We start from the raw sequence: 14636 nt of genomic DNA on the forward strand, positions 1-14636 counted from the left end.
CCCAAGGTCAGGCCGTCGTCTGGATGATCAGCGTCAGCGTGCCGTCACCGTCGATGTTGGCGGCAACGACCTGCGAGGAATTCAGTCCGTTCGCATGCAGAACCGACGTCGCCTCGGGCGAGGCGTCGACCGAGTTCTGCAGCTTGGCCAGTTCCTTGGCGGTCGTCCTGGTGACTATGGCTTCGGCCTGCGCCTTCACTTCCGAGGGCAGGTCCTCCATCGCCACCACGACGATGTTGGTGACGTTCTGGGCGGCATCGTCCTGGCCGGGCTGCGGCTGGCCGGGGATGGGTTCCTGGGCAGGGGGCGTCGCTTGCGGCGGCTGCGGATCGGCGCGTTGAGCGGAAGCGGGCTGCGCCAATGCCATTGCCGACAGCGTCAGGACCATCGTCAACATGCGCATCGTCTTTCCTTTCCATCTGGAAAATCTGACGACACAACCCTGGCGCCCGGCGATGGTTCCCGGATAATCGCCGGCGCGGCTGCTTAAAGAGCCCGCATTGTCCGCAAGGTCACCGAATAGCGATGGCGTTCGACGGGCGGGATGCTGTGCTCCCACTCGTGCCTGGCCGGCCCTGCCATGAGGTAGAGCGATCTGGGCTCGACCTCGATCGTTTCACGGTCCCACGCCGCGCCGTTCTTGCGGCGCAGCCGGAAGCTGCAGGACGCCAGCAGGGAAACGCCGGCGACCAGCTCGAAATGCGGCTTGTCCCGATGCCAGCCTATGCCCGCGCCCGGGCGATATTCGTTGATCAGCACTTGCGCGAACTCTGTTGCGGGGATGCACGCAAAAGCGGCGACCTTGGCGCGAAGCGGCAGCAGGAAGTCCGGTATGGGCGGCGCTTCCACGACCTGGCGGCGTTCGTAATCGTAGCGCAAGCCGAAGCCGACGACCTGCCTGTTGGCAAGATGGCCGTGGAAATCGAACGGCTTGAAGGGCAGGCCCCGGATATGACGGACCAGCTCGTGCTCTTCGTCGCGGGCAATCAGATCCGGCTGGTAGGAGAAGCCCACGGGCATGGGCGGCTGGCTTGCAGGCCCACCGAACAGATCGCCCTGGAAAGCGTCGCCGGCAGCTCGGTTTTTCAATGATGTCATGCGGCTCAGATAGGCAATCGGGCCCCTTGTGCAAGCCGGCATGGCGGAACCTCGCGGCGCACGAAGAATTAAGCGTTGGAAGCAGGAGGCGGCACATGCCTTCCACCGCGATCCGGGCTATCCATTACGATCCGTCGAGGCGGGTCCTCTCGGTATGGTTCGTCCCGACCGGCAAGCGCTATGACTATGAGGACGTAGGACCCGAGGTCTACACGGCTTTCAAGGCGGCCTTCTCAAAAGGGCAGTTCTTCAACGAATTCGTGCGCGACCGTTTCAGATATCACCTGGTCGAGCATGAAGGCTCGGCCTGCTCCGAAAAATATAGAAATCAATGAAGCTTGCTGGCGGAGAGAGCGGGATTCGAACCCGCGTTACGGTTTCCCGTAAACACACTTTCCAGGCGTGCGCCTTCAACCACTCGGCCACCTCTCCGTCTTGGCATCTCGCGTCGGCCGGTTTTGCCGCGCGGGTTGGGGAGATGCTCCCATGGGAAGTCCTCAACGGATATCTGGTGTGCCCTCAACCGGCAGGCAACCCTTCCCGGCACCGCTAGCCGTCTAGGCAAACAGGCGCGGGGCTCATCTAGTCGATCCTAAAGCGAAAGCCAAGCCATATTGGCATTGCCGCGGCTTTTGCCGTGTATGGGCGCAAAGGCGGGTCCAGGGGGCGATGCGTTCGAATGATGTGCACAGGCCGATGGCGGCGCGCCGGCGACGCTTGACTTCGCCTCCGCCCGGCTGTCGACTGCGCCAAATCTTTGTTTCGTGCAGTCCCGGTGGACGGTTGCGAGCTTTCCCTGGAACTGCAGGTTCGGTTTTGCAGTTCCCGCCGGAAAGCCGCGAGGCGGCTTTCCCGGAATTGCCTGGGCGAGGGGCATCGTCCCGACATGGCATCGATCGACCAGCAACCCGCGGGGCGGCCGGACGGCGGGCTTTCCCTCATCCCGGTGGCGTGGCTCGTCATCGTTATGGGGCTGTCGGCCTACGGGCTGATCTCCTCCTGGCGGCTGATCGGCGACTTCAGCCTGCCCGACAGCGTGTTCTTCCTGGTCTATGGCGGCCTTACGGGCGGCGTCATCACCATCCTGTGGGGGCTGTACCTGCTTGGCCTTGCCTTCAACCGGTCGGCCCGCTTTCCTCGCCATTACACGATCTGGCAGATCGCCATCATCATCTGGCTCCTGGTGCGCCAGGCCTATGTGTTGCTCGTGTCCGACTTCGTCTTCTCGGCCGAGGCGCTGGGCTTCACCGTCGCCGAGATCGCCATCGGCCTACTTTGCATTTACCTGCTGCGCAACGGGGCCGGCGCCGAGACGATCTACGCCAATCCGGAGACCGAGCGGCCGCCGGTCTTCGTCTCGATCCTTGCCGCGCTGCTCGGCATCATCCTTGGCGGCGCGATCGGCGCCTGCGCCGGTTTCTTCGCCGGTTCGCTGATAGCGGACCTAACGCATATGAGCTGTTTCGAGGGCGCCTGCGGATTTTTCGCGGCTTTTGTCGGCCTGGGCGGCCTGATCGTCGGCGCGGTCGCCGGCGGCATTTTCGCCATCTGGCGGGTGAACCGGCGCAAGCCTGCGCGGGCTCGCTAATTTCACGGGCCGCGATTGCGCGGAAACCACGCACGCTCTATGTCGATTGCGGGGCAGGCGGGAGCGTTCCCGGGGAGAGCGTCGATGTTGCGTTTCATCTTTCGGCTGGCAGCCATGGTTGCGCTGTCGATCTCGGTGATCATGGCGGTGATCGATACGACACGCTCGGTCGCAGCCTCCTCGCTGGTGCTGACGCCGCTCAATGCAAGCTGGCTCGCGGTCTCGCCCGATACCCGTGCGGCCTTCGAGACTTTCGTGCGCGCCAAGGCAAGCCCGCTGGTCTGGGACGGCGCCGTCGCATGGGTGCTCGCACAACCAGGTTTTGCTGTTTTCGCGGTGCTGGCCTTCCTGCTCTACGCCATCGGCTACCGGCGCAAGCGCCGCGGCGCGGAATTCGCCCCAAGTCCCTGAAGGCTCTTGTTTTGACGCTGTTGCGGACGGACGGCCACGGCGAAATCGCCGGTAACCGCTTTTTCCAACAGGTCAAAATTCCACGTGAATTTTATTTCGCGCCGTGCCAGATTGACCGCGAGCGGGAGGGGCAAAACACTTCCTGCCTGGCACCGCAAGCCTGCCGGAGAACCGGGCGGGCAGGCGGCGCATAACGGAAAGATAACCGACAGGGTGTGGATCACATGAAACGTATCGTTCTCGGCCTTCTGGCCGCAACCGCAATGGTTCTTCCGGCTTTCGCCGCGGATGTCCAGCCGGCCATCCTCTATGATCTGGGCGGCAAGTTCGACAAATCCTTCAACGAGGCCGCCTATCATGGCGCGGAGAAGTTCAAGGCCGAGACCGGCATCGCCTATGTCGAATTCGAGGTCTCCAACGCCTCGCAGCGCGAGCAGGCGCTGCGCCGCTTCGCCGAGGACGGCCGCAACCCGATCGTCATGGCCGGCTTTGCCTGGGAGGACGCGCTGAAGAAGGTCGCGGCCGAATATACCGATCTCAACTTCGCCATCATCGACGATGCCGTCGACCTGCCCAATGTCCGCTCGCTGGTGTTCAAGGAGAATGAAGGCTCCTACCTCGTCGGCATCCTGGCGGCGATGGCGTCGAAGTCGAAGAAGGTCGGCTTCGTCGGCGGCATGGACATCCCGCTGATCCGCAAGTTCGAATGCGGCTATGTCGGCGGCGCCAAGTCGGCCGGCGCGACGGACGTCATCCAGAATATGACCGGCGACACGCCGGCCGCATGGAACGACCCGGCCAAGGGCGGCGAGATCGCAAAGACGCAGATCGACCAGGGCGCCGACGTGGTTTACGCGGCTGCCGGCGGCACCGGCGTCGGCGTGCTCCAGGCGGCGGCGGATGCGGGCAAGCTCGGCATCGGCGTCGATTCCAACCAGAACGGCCTGCAGCCCGGCAAGGTGCTGACCTCGATGCTGAAGCGCGTCGACGTTGCCGTCTACAATGCCTTCATGGACGGCAAGAACGGCACCTTCAAAGGCGGCGTCGAAAATCTCGGCCTCAAGGAAGGCGGCGTCGACTACGCCATGGACGACAACAACAAGGCCCTGGTGACCGATGAGATGAAGGCGGCCGTCGAAAAGGCCAAGGCCGACATCATCTCGGGCAAGGTCCAGGTGCACGACTACACCACCGACAACGCCTGCCCGTATTGATCTGCGGCTGAAGCAAGGTTTGAACCGCCGGGCCAACGCCCGGCGGTTTCGCTTTGGAGAGGGAACGATGCGGCCGACGATCGAGGCCATGGCTGAAGGCGACGTCGAAGCAATCGCGGGGCTTCGCCTCGCGGCTTTCTTCGAAGGCACGGACCGGACACTCGACGAGGACATGGCCGGGTTGCGCGGGTTGATCGCCGGCGACGGCTCCGAGGCAGCCTTCGTTGCGCGCGACCGTGGCCGGCCGATCGGGAGCTGCCTGCTCGTCCGCAGCGAAATCAGTTCGCCGCACGACTTCTCGCCATGGCTGGCCGGGCTGATCGTCGAGGATGGATATCGCGGCAGCGGCGTTGGCACGGCGCTGGTCAGAACCGTTGAGGCTCATGCTGTCTCGGCCGGTATCGGCAAGCTCTATCTCTACACCTGGCAGGCGCGCGGCTTCTACGAGGCGCTTGGATGGACGGCGGTCGAGACCTTCGAGCAGGACGGCGCGCCGATGCTTCTCATGTCGCATGAGCTATAGCGTGCCGGCGAGATAGCCGAGCGCAAAGGCGGCCAGCAGGGCAAGCACAATAACAAAGCCAAGCCTGCCGCGCGGATGGAGGCCGACGCGATAGGGCTTGCGCTCGAGCCGGTGGATCATCGGCGGCGGCGGTTCGGCCTCGGCGGCAATGCCGGCGAGCCGTGCCTGCATCTGCGGCAATTCGGCAAGGCGCTGCGTGACCAGCTCCCAGCGATTGTCGCGCCCTTCAGGTGCCGCGGGATCGAAGGCGCGCAAGCGCTCGGCCAGCCGCAGCACCGTGTCGCGAAAGGCGGGATCGATCTCGAGGTCGCGCTCGGCGCGGGCGCGTTCCCTGTCGTTCATCAGGCCAAAGACATAATCGCCGGCCCTGGCGACGTTGTCGCTTTCACTGGACATGGCCGTCTTTCCCCATGGCTTCTCACCAATGCGGCGGCTTGGTCACCGGCACGTCGGAGGCGGTCTGCTCCTCCAATTCCAGGAAACGGTCGGCGAGGGCTGCGAGCTTGCGCTCCATGCGCTCGATCACCTTCCACTGTTCGGCGATCTGGCCGGACAGTTCCTCGATGGTCTTTTCCTGCTCGGCGACGCGGATTTCCAGCGTCGTCAACCGATCATCAGGCATGGCCATGCAAAACCGACCCTTCGAATGTGAAGCCTCCACCCAAGCAGATATTCGTGGGATGCCCGAATATCTGCTTAGGCCCTGTTGGTTCTCGCAGGTTCTGATCGCAAAACCGTGGACAGTTTTGCGGAACTTGCTCAGGTTCGAAATTGACAAGGGCGCGGCGATTTGTCGAGAGTGAACGGCCGATTGGCATAAGCGGGGCATCATGCTAGGCCTTTTGACCAAGCGATAAAAAATAACAGTGGGAACAGGCTGCATGGCGCAAGCCGCAATCGAGCTCATAGGCATCAACAAGAGCTTTGGCGCAGTGCGCGCCAACCGCGATATCAACCTGGAAGTGGCGCGCGGCACCATCCACGGCATCGTCGGCGAAAACGGCGCCGGCAAATCGACGCTGATGTCGATCCTCTACGGCTTCTACCAGGCCGACAGCGGCGAGATCCACGTCGGCGGCAAGCCGGTGTCGATCAACACCTCCAACGACGCCATCGCACTCGGCATCGGCATGGTGCATCAGCATTTCATGCTGGTCGACAATTTCACGGTGCTGGAGAACGTCATCCTCGGCGCCGAAAACGATGTGCTGCTGAAGAGCAGCATCGCCAAAGCGCGCTCGGAACTCGACCGGCTGGAGCGCGAATACGGGCTCGAGGTCGATCCCGACGCCGTCATCGAAGAGCTGCCGGTCGGCCTGCAGCAGCGTGTCGAAATCCTCAAGGCGCTCTACCGCGGCGCCGAGATCCTGATCCTCGACGAGCCGACGGGAGTGTTGACGCCGGCCGAGGCCGACCACCTCTTCCGCATCCTCAAGCAATTGAAGGATCAAGGAAAAACCATCGTGCTCATCACGCACAAGCTGCGCGAGATCATGGCGATCACCGACACGGTTTCGGTGATGCGCCAGGGCACGATGGTGGCGACCCGGGTGACAAAGGAGACCACGGTCGGCGAACTGGCCGAGCTGATGGTCGGCCGGCGCGTGCTTCTGCGGGTCGAGAAGGGCCAGTCGGACGCTGGCGCCGTAAAACTCTCGGTCAAGAACCTGACGGTGAAGGATTCGCGCGGCGTCACCATGGTCGACAACGTCTCCTTCGACGTGCGCGGCGGCGAGATCGTCGGCATCGCCGGCGTGGCCGGCAACGGCCAGTCCGAACTGCTGGAGGCAATCTCCGGCATAAGGCATGCGGTTTCCGGCGAGGTGATGCTGGAAGGCAAGCCGATCGATCTCACCGGCAAGGCCGATCCCGGCGAATTGCGCGACCGGGGGCTCGCCCATGTACCGGAGGACCGCCACCATGTCGGACTGGTGCTCGCCTTCGAGGAGAACGAGAATTCTATCCTCGGCTATCATGACGACGAGCGCTATCTGAAGGGGCCGTTCCTTGACGTCGATGCCATCATGGCCGACGCGAAGGACAAGATCGAGAAATACGATATCCGCCCCGGCAATCCGCGGCTGAAGACGGCGAACTTTTCCGGCGGCAACCAGCAGAAGATCGTGCTGGCCAGGGAGATGGAACAAGATCCCGGCGTGCTGATCGTCGGCCAGCCGACGCGCGGCGTCGATGTCGGCGCCATCGAATTCATCCACAAGCGGCTGATCGCCATGCGCGACCAGGGCAAGGCGGTGCTGGTGGTCTCGGTCGAGCTCGACGAGATCCGCTCGCTGTCCGACCGCATCCTGGTGATGTTCGCCGGCCGTGTCGTCGGCGAGCGCGGCCCTGACGCGACCGAAGGCGAGCTCGGCCTGCTCATGGCCGGCGTCGAGCACCAGGAGGCCGCCGAATGAGCACGCCTTACGCCAAGCTGCCTGCCTGGGCCGATTATGGGTTGATTCCGCTGATCAACCTGGCGGTTGCCTTCATCGTTGCCGGCTTCGTCGTCATGCTGGTCGGCGAAAATCCGTTCCGTGCCGCCGTCATCCTGGTCGAAGGCGCCTTCGGCAAGGGCACAGGTATCGCCTTCACGCTCTTCTACGCCACGACCTTCATCTTCACCGGGCTGTCGGTGGCGGTGGCGGCACATTGCAGCCTGTTCAACATCGGTACCGAGGGGCAGGCCTATATAGGCGGCCTGGGCATCGCGCTCGTTTGCCTGAGCCTCGACAGCGTGCTGCCCTGGTGGGTGATCTTTCCGATCGCGATCGTGGCCGCGGCGGCGTTCGGTGCGCTGTGGGGGCTGGTCCCGGCCTATCTGCAGGCCAAGCGCGGCTCGCACATCGTCATCACCACCATCATGTTCAATTTCATCGCGGCCTCGGTGATGGTCTATCTGCTGGTCGGCCCGCTGAAGCCGGCCGGCTCGCAGGCGCCGCAGACGCGCAATTTCCTCGCCGGCGCCGAGCTGCCGAAGCTCAACTGGATCATCGAATTGTTCGGCGCCAAGATCCGTTCCGCACCCCTCAACATCTGCTTCCTGCTGGCGCTCGTCATGGCCTTCCTGGTCTGGCTTTTGATCTGGCGCACCAGGCTCGGCTATGAGATGCGCACCTACGGCCACAGCCCGAAGGCGGCGCGCTATGCCGGCATTTCGGAAACCCGCATCATCATCACCGCGATGATGATCTCGGGCGCGCTGGCCGGCATGATGGCGCTCAACCCGGTGATGGGCGACCAGCACAATGTCGCGATCGATTTCGTGTCCGGCGCCGGCTATGTCGGCATCGCGGTTGCATTGATGGGCAGGCTGCATCCGGTCGGCATCGTCTTGGCGGCGATCCTGTTCGGCATGCTCTACCAGGGCGGCGCGGAGCTTGCCTTTGAGATGCCGGCGATCAGCCGCGACATGATCGTCATCATCCAGGGGCTGGTCATCCTGTTCGCCGGCGCGCTCGAACACATGTTCAGGCCTTACATCCAGGCGCTGTTCGCCTCGGTCAGTCCGAAATCGGTCGGCATGCAGGCAGTGAACGGTAAGGGGGCCTGAGATGGACATGTTCAACGCCATCATCCAGGTGCTGGATTCGACCATCCGCCTTTCGGTGCCGCTGCTGCTCGCCTGCCTGGCCGGTCTTTATTCGGAACGGGCCGGCATCTTCGACATCGGGCTCGAAGGCAAGATGCTGGTCGGCGCCTTTGCCGGCGCATCGGCCGCCGCCGTCTTCCATTCGGCGCTGATCGGCCTCGGCACAGCGGTGCTGATCTCGGTCGCTTTCGCCCTGGTGCACGGCTTCGCCTCGATCACGCATCGCGGCAACCAGATCGTCTCCGGCGTGGCGATCAATTTCATCGCCGCCGGATCGACCATCATCCTTGGCCAGGCGTGGTTCCAACAGGGCGGGCGCACGCCGGCGCTGCAGCCGGCCGAACGCTTCGAGGCGATCGTCTGGCCCGCCGCCGAGGCGATCAAGGACGTGCCGATCATCGGCCCGATCTATGCCGAGCTGATCTCCGGCCATTCGATCCTGGTCTATTTCGCCTTCGCCATGGTGCCGTTCACCTGGTGGGTGCTGTTTCGCACCCGCTTCGGTCTCAGGATGCGCGCGGTCGGCGAAAACCCGGCCGCGGTCGACACGGCCGGCATCTCGGTCGCCTGGCTGCGCTACCGCGCGCTGATCTGCACCGGCATCCTCACCGGCGTCGCCGGCGCGTATCTTTCCATGGTGCAGAATGGCGGCTTCGTGAAGGACATGACTGCGGGCAAGGGCTATATCGCGCTGGCTGCGCTCATCTTCGCCAAATGGAAGCCGGTCAACGCCATGTTCGCCTGCCTGTTGTTCGGCTTCCTCGATGCTGCGGCCATTCGCCTGCAGGGCTCACCGCTGCCGATCATCGGCAAGGTGCCGGTGCAATTCATGCAGGCGCTGCCCTATGTGCTGACCGTCATCCTGCTCGCCGGCTTCATCGGCAAGGCCATCCCGCCGCGCGCCGGCGGCGTGCCTTATGTGAAGGAACGCTGAGGTCGGAGAATGCCGGGCGGATTTTCGTGCGGCGGCGACCGGTATTTGAACAAGATCGTGGGAGAGAAGAACCGGATGTCGCATGATCTTTTCGAGGCGGCGAAGACGGCGATGGCAAAGGCCTATGCGCCCTATTCGAAGTTCCCTGTGGGGGCAGCACTGCGCACCGAGGACGGGCGCGTCTTCACCGGCGCCAATATCGAGGTGGCATCCTATCCGGAAGGCTGGTGCGCCGAGACGACGGCGCTCGGCCATTACATCATGGGCGGCGGCGGCAGGATCGTGGAGATCGCGGTGATCGCCGAACGCATGGCCAAATGCTCGCCATGCGGCGGCTGCCGGCAGCGGCTGGCGGAATTCTGCCGGCCGGACACGAAGCTTTATCTCTGCGACAACGCCGGCGTGGCCGAGACGGTGACCATGGGCGACATGCTGCCCTACGGCTTCAGGGGCGACATCTTGAAATGAAGAGCGGGTTGAAATGAAGGAAGCGCTGGATCATCTGGTCGAGAAGCTGGACGGACTGGCGCCGACCGCGGCGCTCGTGCTGGGCTCGGGCCTGGGCGGGCTGGTCGACCAGGTCAAGGATGCCAGGCGCATCTCCTATGCCGAACTGCCGGGCTTCCCGCGCAGCCGTGTTTCCGGCCATGCCGGCGAGGTGGTTGCCGGGCATTTCGCCGGCACGCCGGTGCTGATGCTGTCGGGGCGCGCGCATTATTACGAGCATGGCAATGCCGCGGCGATGCGGCCGGCGCTGGAGGTGCTTGCCGGCATCGGCATCTCGCATTTGATCCTCACCAATGCCGCCGGCTCGGTCGATCCTGAAATGGGGCCGGGCTCGGTGATGCTGATCACCGACCACATCAATTTCTCCGGCTCCAATCCGCTGATCGGCGAGCCGAGCGACCGCCGCTTCGTCGGCCTCACGGAGGCCTATGATGCCGGCCTGCGCAAAGCGATCGAGAAGGCGGCGAAGGCAACCGGAACGGCCCTGCATCAAGGCGTCTATATGTGGTTTTCCGGGCCATGCTTCGAGACGCCGGCCGAGATCCGCATGGCCCGCGTCATGGGTGCCAACGCCGTCGGCATGTCGACCGTGCCGGAGGTCATCCTCGCCCGCTTCCTCGGGCTCAAGGTCGCCGCCTGCTCGGTCATCACCAACCTGGCGGCCGGCATGACCGGAGCGGAGCTCTCGCACCAGGAAACCAAGGATATGGCGCCCATCGGCGGCGCGCGGCTGGCGACGATCCTGCGGCGCGTCTTCCAGGACGGCTTGCCCGACTGATGCTGCCGCAGGAGATCATCCGCCGCAAGCGCGACGGCCACAGGCTCTCGGCCGACGAGATCGCGGACTTCATCGCGGGGCTGACGGCCGGCACCATCTCCGAGGGCCAGGTCGGCGCTTTCGCGATGGCCGTGTTCCTCAACGGCATGAGCCGCGAGGAAGCGGTGGCGCTGACGATCGCGATGCGCGATTCCGGCGATGTGCTCGACTGGTCCGACCTGCCGGGTCCGGTCACCGACAAGCATTCCACGGGCGGCGTCGGCGACAATGTCTCGCTGATGCTGGCGCCGATCGTCGCGGCCTGCGGCGCCTGTGTGCCGATGATCTCGGGCCGCGGGCTCGGCCACACCGGCGGCACGCTGGACAAGATGGATGCCATCCCCGGCTATGCCAGCCAGCCGGACGTGGCGCTTTTCCGCAAGACGGTGCTCGAGACCGGTTGCGCCATCATCGGCCAGACCGCCGATCTCGCGCCGGCCGACCGCAGGCTCTATGCGATCCGCGACGTGACCGGGACGGTCGAATCGGTGCCGCTGATCACCGCCTCGATCCTGTCGAAGAAGCTTGCCGCCGGCTTGGGCTCGCTGGTGCTCGACGTCAAGGTCGGCAACGGCGCCTTCATGGAGAAGTCGCGCGATGCCGTCGCCCTGGCGAACAGCCTGGTCGAGGTCGCCAATGGCGCCGGCTTGAGCGCCTCAGCGCTGGTGACCGGCATGAACGAGCCGCTGGCCTCGGCCGCCGGCAACGCGGTCGAGGTGAAGAATGCCGTCGATTTCCTCACCGGGCGATATCGCGACCGGCGGCTGGAGGAGGTGACGCTGGCGCTGGCGGCCGAGATGCTGCAGTCGACGGGGCTCGTCTCGTCCAACCAGGACGGCATCAGGCGCGCCACCGAAGCGCTTGCCGGAGGCCGTGCGGCGGCCGTCTTCGCGCGAATGGTGTCCGCACTTGGCGGTCCCGCCGATTTCATCGAGAACGCGGAAAAATATTTGCCGACTGCGCCCGTCGAACTGGCCGTGAAGGCGGAACAGGATGGATTCGTGACCGGCATCGCCACGCGCGATATCGGGCTTGCCGTCGTCACGCTCGGTGGCGGCCGTAGCCGTCCGGACGACAAGATCGATCATGCCGTCGGCTTGACCAAGCTGTTGCCGGTCGGCGCCGAGCTGCGCTCGGGCGAGGCACTGGCGCTGGTGCATGCCCGCACCGATGCGGAAGCCGAGGCGGCAGCGGCCGCCGTGCGTGCCGCCTATACGATCGGCGCGTCGAAGCCTCCCGCAGAGAAGACCGTGCTCAGGCGGATATTGCCGCGCTGACTACTGAACGAGCAGCAGCGAGCCGCCCTGGACCTGGTATTTCTGCAACCGCTGCAGGAAGCTCATGCCGATCAGGTTGGTCTGCAGCGCCCTGTCGTCGAGCACCATCGCCTGGACGTTGTCGACCGAGATCTTGCCGATCTGCAGGCGGTCGACCGTCACCACGGCGGCCTTTACCGCGCCGTTGGCGGTGCTCACCGGTCGATTGAAGTCGGACGGATTGAGCGAGACGCCGATCCTGCGCGCCGTCGAGGTGTTGATGGCGACCAGCGTCGCGCCCGTGTCGATCATGCCATCGATCTGGCGGCCATTGAGCTTGAACTGCGACGTGAAGTGGCCGCGCGCATCGGCGTTGACCAGCACCTGGCGGCCGAGCGGCATCGGGGTCGGCGGTTTGTCTGGGACCGAAGCGAGATTGACCTGCGGCTGAGCTTCCGGTGCTGCCGGCCGCGAAGCGACGGTCGACTTCAGCAGGCCATCCACCAGATGCGGGTTAGCCTGATAGATGATCGGGATCGAGGCCGAGGATCCGGCAAAGATGCCGAGGATGAGAAGCTTGCGCAGCATGGATGCCCCTGGAGCGTTTCACCGTTTCAAGGAAACGTTGAACCGCTCTTTGTTTTTGGAGCAATTCCGAACGGAAAACCGCCTCGCACCTTTCCTGGAATTGCTCCCGAAGCAGCATCCCTAAGCCCGGCATGGTGTGCACGACTTTAACGCGTGCGGGAACCGCAAGCTTGCGTAAACAGCCGGTTAAGAAGGGCGCTCACTTTGTCCCGTACGTGCGGTCGCCGGCATCGCCGAGGCCGGGCATGATGTAGCCCTTTTCGTTCAGCTGCCGGTCGATCGAGGCGGTGAAGATCGGAACGTCCGGATGCGCCTTGGTGAAGCGCTCGATGCCTTCCGGAGCTGCCAGCAGGCAGAGGAAACGGATGTTGGTGGCGCCGCGTCCCTTCAGCTTGTCGATCGCCGCGATCGCCGAATTGGCGGTGGCCAGCATCGGATCGACGACGATCACCAGGCGGTCGGCAAGATCGCTCGGCGCCTTGAAGAAATACTCGACCGCTTCAAGCGTCTCGTGGTCGCGGTAGAGGCCGATATGGGCGACGCGTGCGGCCGGCACCAGGTCGAGCAGGCCCTCAAGCAGGCCGTTGCCGGCGCGCAGGACCGAGGCGAAGACCAGCTTCTTGCCTTCCAGCGTCGGTGCCTCCATCTCCTCGATCGGCGTCTCGATCATGGTCGTGGTCAGTTCGAGATTGCGGGTCACCTCATAGCCGAGCAGCAGCGAAATCTCGCGCAGCAGCCGCCGGAAGCCGGCCGTCGAGGTCTCCTTCTTGCGCATGATGGTCAGCTTGTGCTGGACGAGGGGATGGTCGACGACGGTGACGCCCTGCATGATGTGCTCCGACTGGTTCGGGGTAGTAGTCAGTAGTCAGTAGTCAGTAGTGAGTAGTGAATAGTGAGCCGATTTGCGAGTCCTCGCCTCGGGGAAAGCTCCTGCCTTCAACCGCTCTATGCGCGCTCGGCCAAATGCATAACTACTGACTACCGACTACTCCCCTACTCACTCACCGCACCTTCGCGTCCAACCGGCTTAGCAGCATCGCCTTGGTCTTCTTGTCCACGAAGGCCGCTTCGATGGCCGTTCTGGTGATCCCGGCGAGCGCCTTGTCGTTCAAGGCGAAATGCTCGGCGGCGATATCGTATTCGCGCTTCAACGAGGTCCAGAAGTAGGGCGGGTCGTCGGAGTTGAGCGTCACCTTGCAGCCGGCTGCGCGCAGCGCCGGAAAGGGATGGTCGGCGAAGCTGTCGAATACTTTCAGCGCGATATTGGAGCCCGGGCAGCATTCCAGCACCACGCCTTCGGCGGCGATGCGGCGGACCAGGTCCGGATTCTCGATGGCGCGAACGCCGTGGCCGATGCGGGAGGGGCGGATGTGGTCGAGAGCCGCCGCCACACTTTCCCAGCCCATCAACTCGCCGGCATGGATGGTGATGCCGAGGCCCGCCTCGCGCGCGATCTCGAAGGCGCGGACATAGTCCTCGAAATCGCCGATGCGCTCGTCGCCGGCGACCCCGAAACCGGTCACCAGCGGGTGGCCGCAGCGCGCCGCGAAGCGCGCCGCCTGCTCGATCGCCTCGACCCCGACATGGCGCACGCCGGTGACGATCATGCGGCCCTCGATACCGGTCTTGGCCTTGGCGCGGGCCATGCCTTCGCCCAGCGCATCCGTATAGGCTTTTGGCGACAGGCCGGCCTTTTTGGCATGGTCCGGGGAGGTGAAAATCTCGGAATAGATGGCACCGTCGCGGGCGAGGCTGGTCAGATAGTAGTCGGCGAGGCGGGCATAGTCCTCCTCCGTGCGAAACAGGTCGGAAGCGAAATCGTAAGCCGCGAGAAACGAGGTGAAGTCCTGCCAGACGAAGGAGCCGTCCTGGATGTAGGGCGAAGGGTCCTTGCCGTATTTGCGGGCCTGGGCGACGACGAGCTCGGGCGCCGCCGCCCCTTCGATGTGGCAGTGCAGTTCGGCCTTCAAAATCATGCGGTCATCCCGTCCGATATGCTGCTCTCGCGCAGATTCTGGCCGGAAAATCATGCGTGGCCTTTCCCTGCCGGGTTTTGAAGGCGCGGCCGAAAACCGCGCCTTGGACAATAGCGTCGGCACCATCGATCGGCT

General features: G+C 64.3%; 18 protein-coding genes and 1 tRNA gene. 11 read left to right on the forward strand and 8 right to left on the reverse strand.

The window, feature by feature from the left end:
• Positions 1-7 precede the first annotated feature (7 nt).
• Complete coding sequence (locus tag LB523_RS13630) at positions 8-403, reverse strand: hypothetical protein (protein WP_095766251.1); 396 nt, start codon at positions 401-403, stop codon at positions 8-10.
• A gap of 83 nt (positions 404-486) precedes the next feature.
• Positions 487-1098 carry an alpha-ketoglutarate-dependent dioxygenase AlkB gene (locus tag LB523_RS13635; protein WP_224603252.1) on the reverse strand — a complete coding sequence of 204 codons (612 nt, stop codon included), beginning with the start codon at positions 1096-1098 and terminating at the stop codon, positions 487-489.
• 95 nt (positions 1099-1193) lie between these two features.
• Between LB523_RS13635 and LB523_RS13640 the strand changes: the two genes are divergently transcribed.
• Positions 1194-1433 (forward strand): KTSC domain-containing protein, encoded by a 240-nt coding sequence (locus tag LB523_RS13640; protein ID WP_224523998.1) that lies wholly within the window; start codon positions 1194-1196, stop codon positions 1431-1433.
• Positions 1434-1440: 7 nt separating this feature from the next.
• Here the strand turns inward: LB523_RS13640 and LB523_RS13645 are convergent.
• Positions 1441-1530: transfer RNA gene (locus LB523_RS13645), tRNA-Ser, on the reverse strand.
• 454 nt (positions 1531-1984) lie between these two features.
• Here LB523_RS13645 and LB523_RS13650 point away from each other — a divergent pair.
• From LB523_RS13650 to LB523_RS13665, 4 genes are all read left to right on the forward strand, one after another.
• A complete protein-coding gene (locus LB523_RS13650) occupies positions 1985-2686 on the forward strand; it encodes a DUF2569 family protein (RefSeq protein ID WP_140846322.1) in 702 nt (233 codons plus the stop codon).
• 84 nt (positions 2687-2770) lie between these two features.
• Positions 2771-3097: a hypothetical protein gene (locus LB523_RS13655; protein WP_140846323.1), complete on the forward strand. Its 327-nt coding sequence runs from the start codon at positions 2771-2773 to the stop codon at positions 3095-3097.
• 224 nt (positions 3098-3321) lie between these two features.
• A complete protein-coding gene (locus LB523_RS13660) occupies positions 3322-4311 on the forward strand; it encodes a BMP family protein (RefSeq protein WP_095766256.1) in 990 nt (329 codons plus the stop codon).
• Positions 4312-4378: 67 nt separating this feature from the next.
• Positions 4379-4834 (forward strand): GNAT family N-acetyltransferase, encoded by a 456-nt coding sequence (locus LB523_RS13665; protein WP_140846324.1) that lies wholly within the window; start codon positions 4379-4381, stop codon positions 4832-4834.
• Here the strand turns inward: LB523_RS13665 and LB523_RS13670 are convergent.
• The gene (locus tag LB523_RS13670; protein ID WP_095766258.1) at positions 4829-5230 is read right to left on the reverse strand and encodes a hypothetical protein; all 402 of its coding nucleotides are present in this window, start codon (positions 5228-5230) and stop codon (positions 4829-4831) included. The genes LB523_RS13665 and LB523_RS13670 overlap by 6 nt on opposite strands.
• 22 nt (positions 5231-5252) lie before the next feature.
• On the reverse strand, positions 5253-5462 hold the full coding sequence (locus LB523_RS13675) for a SlyX family protein (RefSeq protein WP_224603253.1): 210 nt from the start codon (positions 5460-5462) through the stop codon (positions 5253-5255).
• A gap of 253 nt (positions 5463-5715) precedes the next feature.
• On the opposite strand from LB523_RS13675, the gene LB523_RS13680 reads away from it, so the two are divergent.
• The 6 genes from LB523_RS13680 (at position 5716) to deoA (ending at position 11958) form a co-directional block, all read left to right on the forward strand.
• Positions 5716-7248, forward strand: coding sequence for an ABC transporter ATP-binding protein (locus LB523_RS13680; RefSeq protein ID WP_140846326.1), 1533 nt, complete (start codon positions 5716-5718; stop codon positions 7246-7248).
• Positions 7245-8384 (forward strand): ABC transporter permease, encoded by a 1140-nt coding sequence (locus LB523_RS13685; RefSeq protein WP_224603255.1) that lies wholly within the window; start codon positions 7245-7247, stop codon positions 8382-8384. The genes LB523_RS13680 and LB523_RS13685 overlap by 4 nt, the downstream gene beginning before the upstream one ends.
• A gap of 1 nt (position 8385) precedes the next feature.
• Complete coding sequence (locus LB523_RS13690; protein WP_224603256.1) at positions 8386-9357, forward strand: ABC transporter permease; 972 nt, start codon at positions 8386-8388, stop codon at positions 9355-9357.
• Between the two features lie 75 nt (positions 9358-9432).
• A complete protein-coding gene (gene cdd / locus LB523_RS13695; protein ID WP_095766692.1) occupies positions 9433-9825 on the forward strand; it encodes a cytidine deaminase in 393 nt (130 codons plus the stop codon).
• 13 nt (positions 9826-9838) lie between these two features.
• Positions 9839-10642 (forward strand): purine-nucleoside phosphorylase, encoded by an 804-nt coding sequence (locus tag LB523_RS13700; protein ID WP_224603257.1) that lies wholly within the window; start codon positions 9839-9841, stop codon positions 10640-10642.
• Positions 10642-11958: a thymidine phosphorylase gene (deoA, locus tag LB523_RS13705; RefSeq protein WP_224603258.1), complete on the forward strand. Its 1317-nt coding sequence runs from the start codon at positions 10642-10644 to the stop codon at positions 11956-11958. Before LB523_RS13700 ends, deoA begins: the two co-directional genes overlap by 1 nt.
• Here the strand turns inward: deoA and LB523_RS13710 are convergent, their stop codons facing one another.
• The 3 genes from LB523_RS13710 to LB523_RS13720 all read right to left on the reverse strand — a co-directional run bounded on the left by LB523_RS13710 (position 11959) and on the right by LB523_RS13720 (position 14501).
• Complete coding sequence (locus LB523_RS13710) at positions 11959-12525, reverse strand: TIGR02281 family clan AA aspartic protease (protein WP_224603259.1); 567 nt, start codon at positions 12523-12525, stop codon at positions 11959-11961. It abuts the gene before it with no gap.
• 199 nt (positions 12526-12724) lie between these two features.
• A complete protein-coding gene (gene upp, locus LB523_RS13715; RefSeq protein ID WP_224603260.1) occupies positions 12725-13354 on the reverse strand; it encodes a uracil phosphoribosyltransferase in 630 nt (209 codons plus the stop codon).
• Between the two features lie 172 nt (positions 13355-13526).
• The gene (locus LB523_RS13720) at positions 13527-14501 is read right to left on the reverse strand and encodes an adenosine deaminase (protein WP_224603261.1); all 975 of its coding nucleotides are present in this window, start codon (positions 14499-14501) and stop codon (positions 13527-13529) included.
• Positions 14502-14636 lie beyond the last annotated feature (135 nt).

Source organism: Mesorhizobium sp. ESP-6-4 (assembly GCF_020164735.1).
Lineage (GTDB): Bacteria > Pseudomonadota > Alphaproteobacteria > Rhizobiales > Rhizobiaceae > Mesorhizobium.

Coding starts and splice junctions, on each gene's coding strand:
- LB523_RS13630 (WP_095766251.1), bottom strand. CDS start 403: ATGCGCATGTTGACGATGGTCCTGACGCTGTCGGCAATGGCATTGGCG.
- LB523_RS13635 (WP_224603252.1), bottom strand. CDS start 1,098: ATGACATCATTGAAAAACCGAGCTGCCGGCGACGCTTTCCAGGGCGAT.
- LB523_RS13640 (WP_224523998.1), top strand. CDS start 1,194: ATGCCTTCCACCGCGATCCGGGCTATCCATTACGATCCGTCGAGGCGG.
- LB523_RS13650 (WP_140846322.1), top strand. CDS start 1,985: ATGGCATCGATCGACCAGCAACCCGCGGGGCGGCCGGACGGCGGGCTT.
- LB523_RS13655 (WP_140846323.1), top strand. CDS start 2,771: ATGTTGCGTTTCATCTTTCGGCTGGCAGCCATGGTTGCGCTGTCGATC.
- LB523_RS13660 (WP_095766256.1), top strand. CDS start 3,322: ATGAAACGTATCGTTCTCGGCCTTCTGGCCGCAACCGCAATGGTTCTT.
- LB523_RS13665 (WP_140846324.1), top strand. CDS start 4,379: ATGCGGCCGACGATCGAGGCCATGGCTGAAGGCGACGTCGAAGCAATC.
- LB523_RS13670 (WP_095766258.1), bottom strand. CDS start 5,230: ATGTCCAGTGAAAGCGACAACGTCGCCAGGGCCGGCGATTATGTCTTT.
- LB523_RS13675 (WP_224603253.1), bottom strand. CDS start 5,462: ATGGCCATGCCTGATGATCGGTTGACGACGCTGGAAATCCGCGTCGCC.
- LB523_RS13680 (WP_140846326.1), top strand. CDS start 5,716: ATGGCGCAAGCCGCAATCGAGCTCATAGGCATCAACAAGAGCTTTGGC.
- LB523_RS13685 (WP_224603255.1), top strand. CDS start 7,245: ATGAGCACGCCTTACGCCAAGCTGCCTGCCTGGGCCGATTATGGGTTG.
- LB523_RS13690 (WP_224603256.1), top strand. CDS start 8,386: ATGGACATGTTCAACGCCATCATCCAGGTGCTGGATTCGACCATCCGC.
- cdd (WP_095766692.1), top strand. CDS start 9,433: ATGTCGCATGATCTTTTCGAGGCGGCGAAGACGGCGATGGCAAAGGCC.
- LB523_RS13700 (WP_224603257.1), top strand. CDS start 9,839: ATGAAGGAAGCGCTGGATCATCTGGTCGAGAAGCTGGACGGACTGGCG.
- deoA (WP_224603258.1), top strand. CDS start 10,642: ATGCTGCCGCAGGAGATCATCCGCCGCAAGCGCGACGGCCACAGGCTC.
- LB523_RS13710 (WP_224603259.1), bottom strand. CDS start 12,525: ATGCTGCGCAAGCTTCTCATCCTCGGCATCTTTGCCGGATCCTCGGCC.
- upp (WP_224603260.1), bottom strand. CDS start 13,354: ATGCAGGGCGTCACCGTCGTCGACCATCCCCTCGTCCAGCACAAGCTG.
- LB523_RS13720 (WP_224603261.1), bottom strand. CDS start 14,501: ATGATTTTGAAGGCCGAACTGCACTGCCACATCGAAGGGGCGGCGGCG.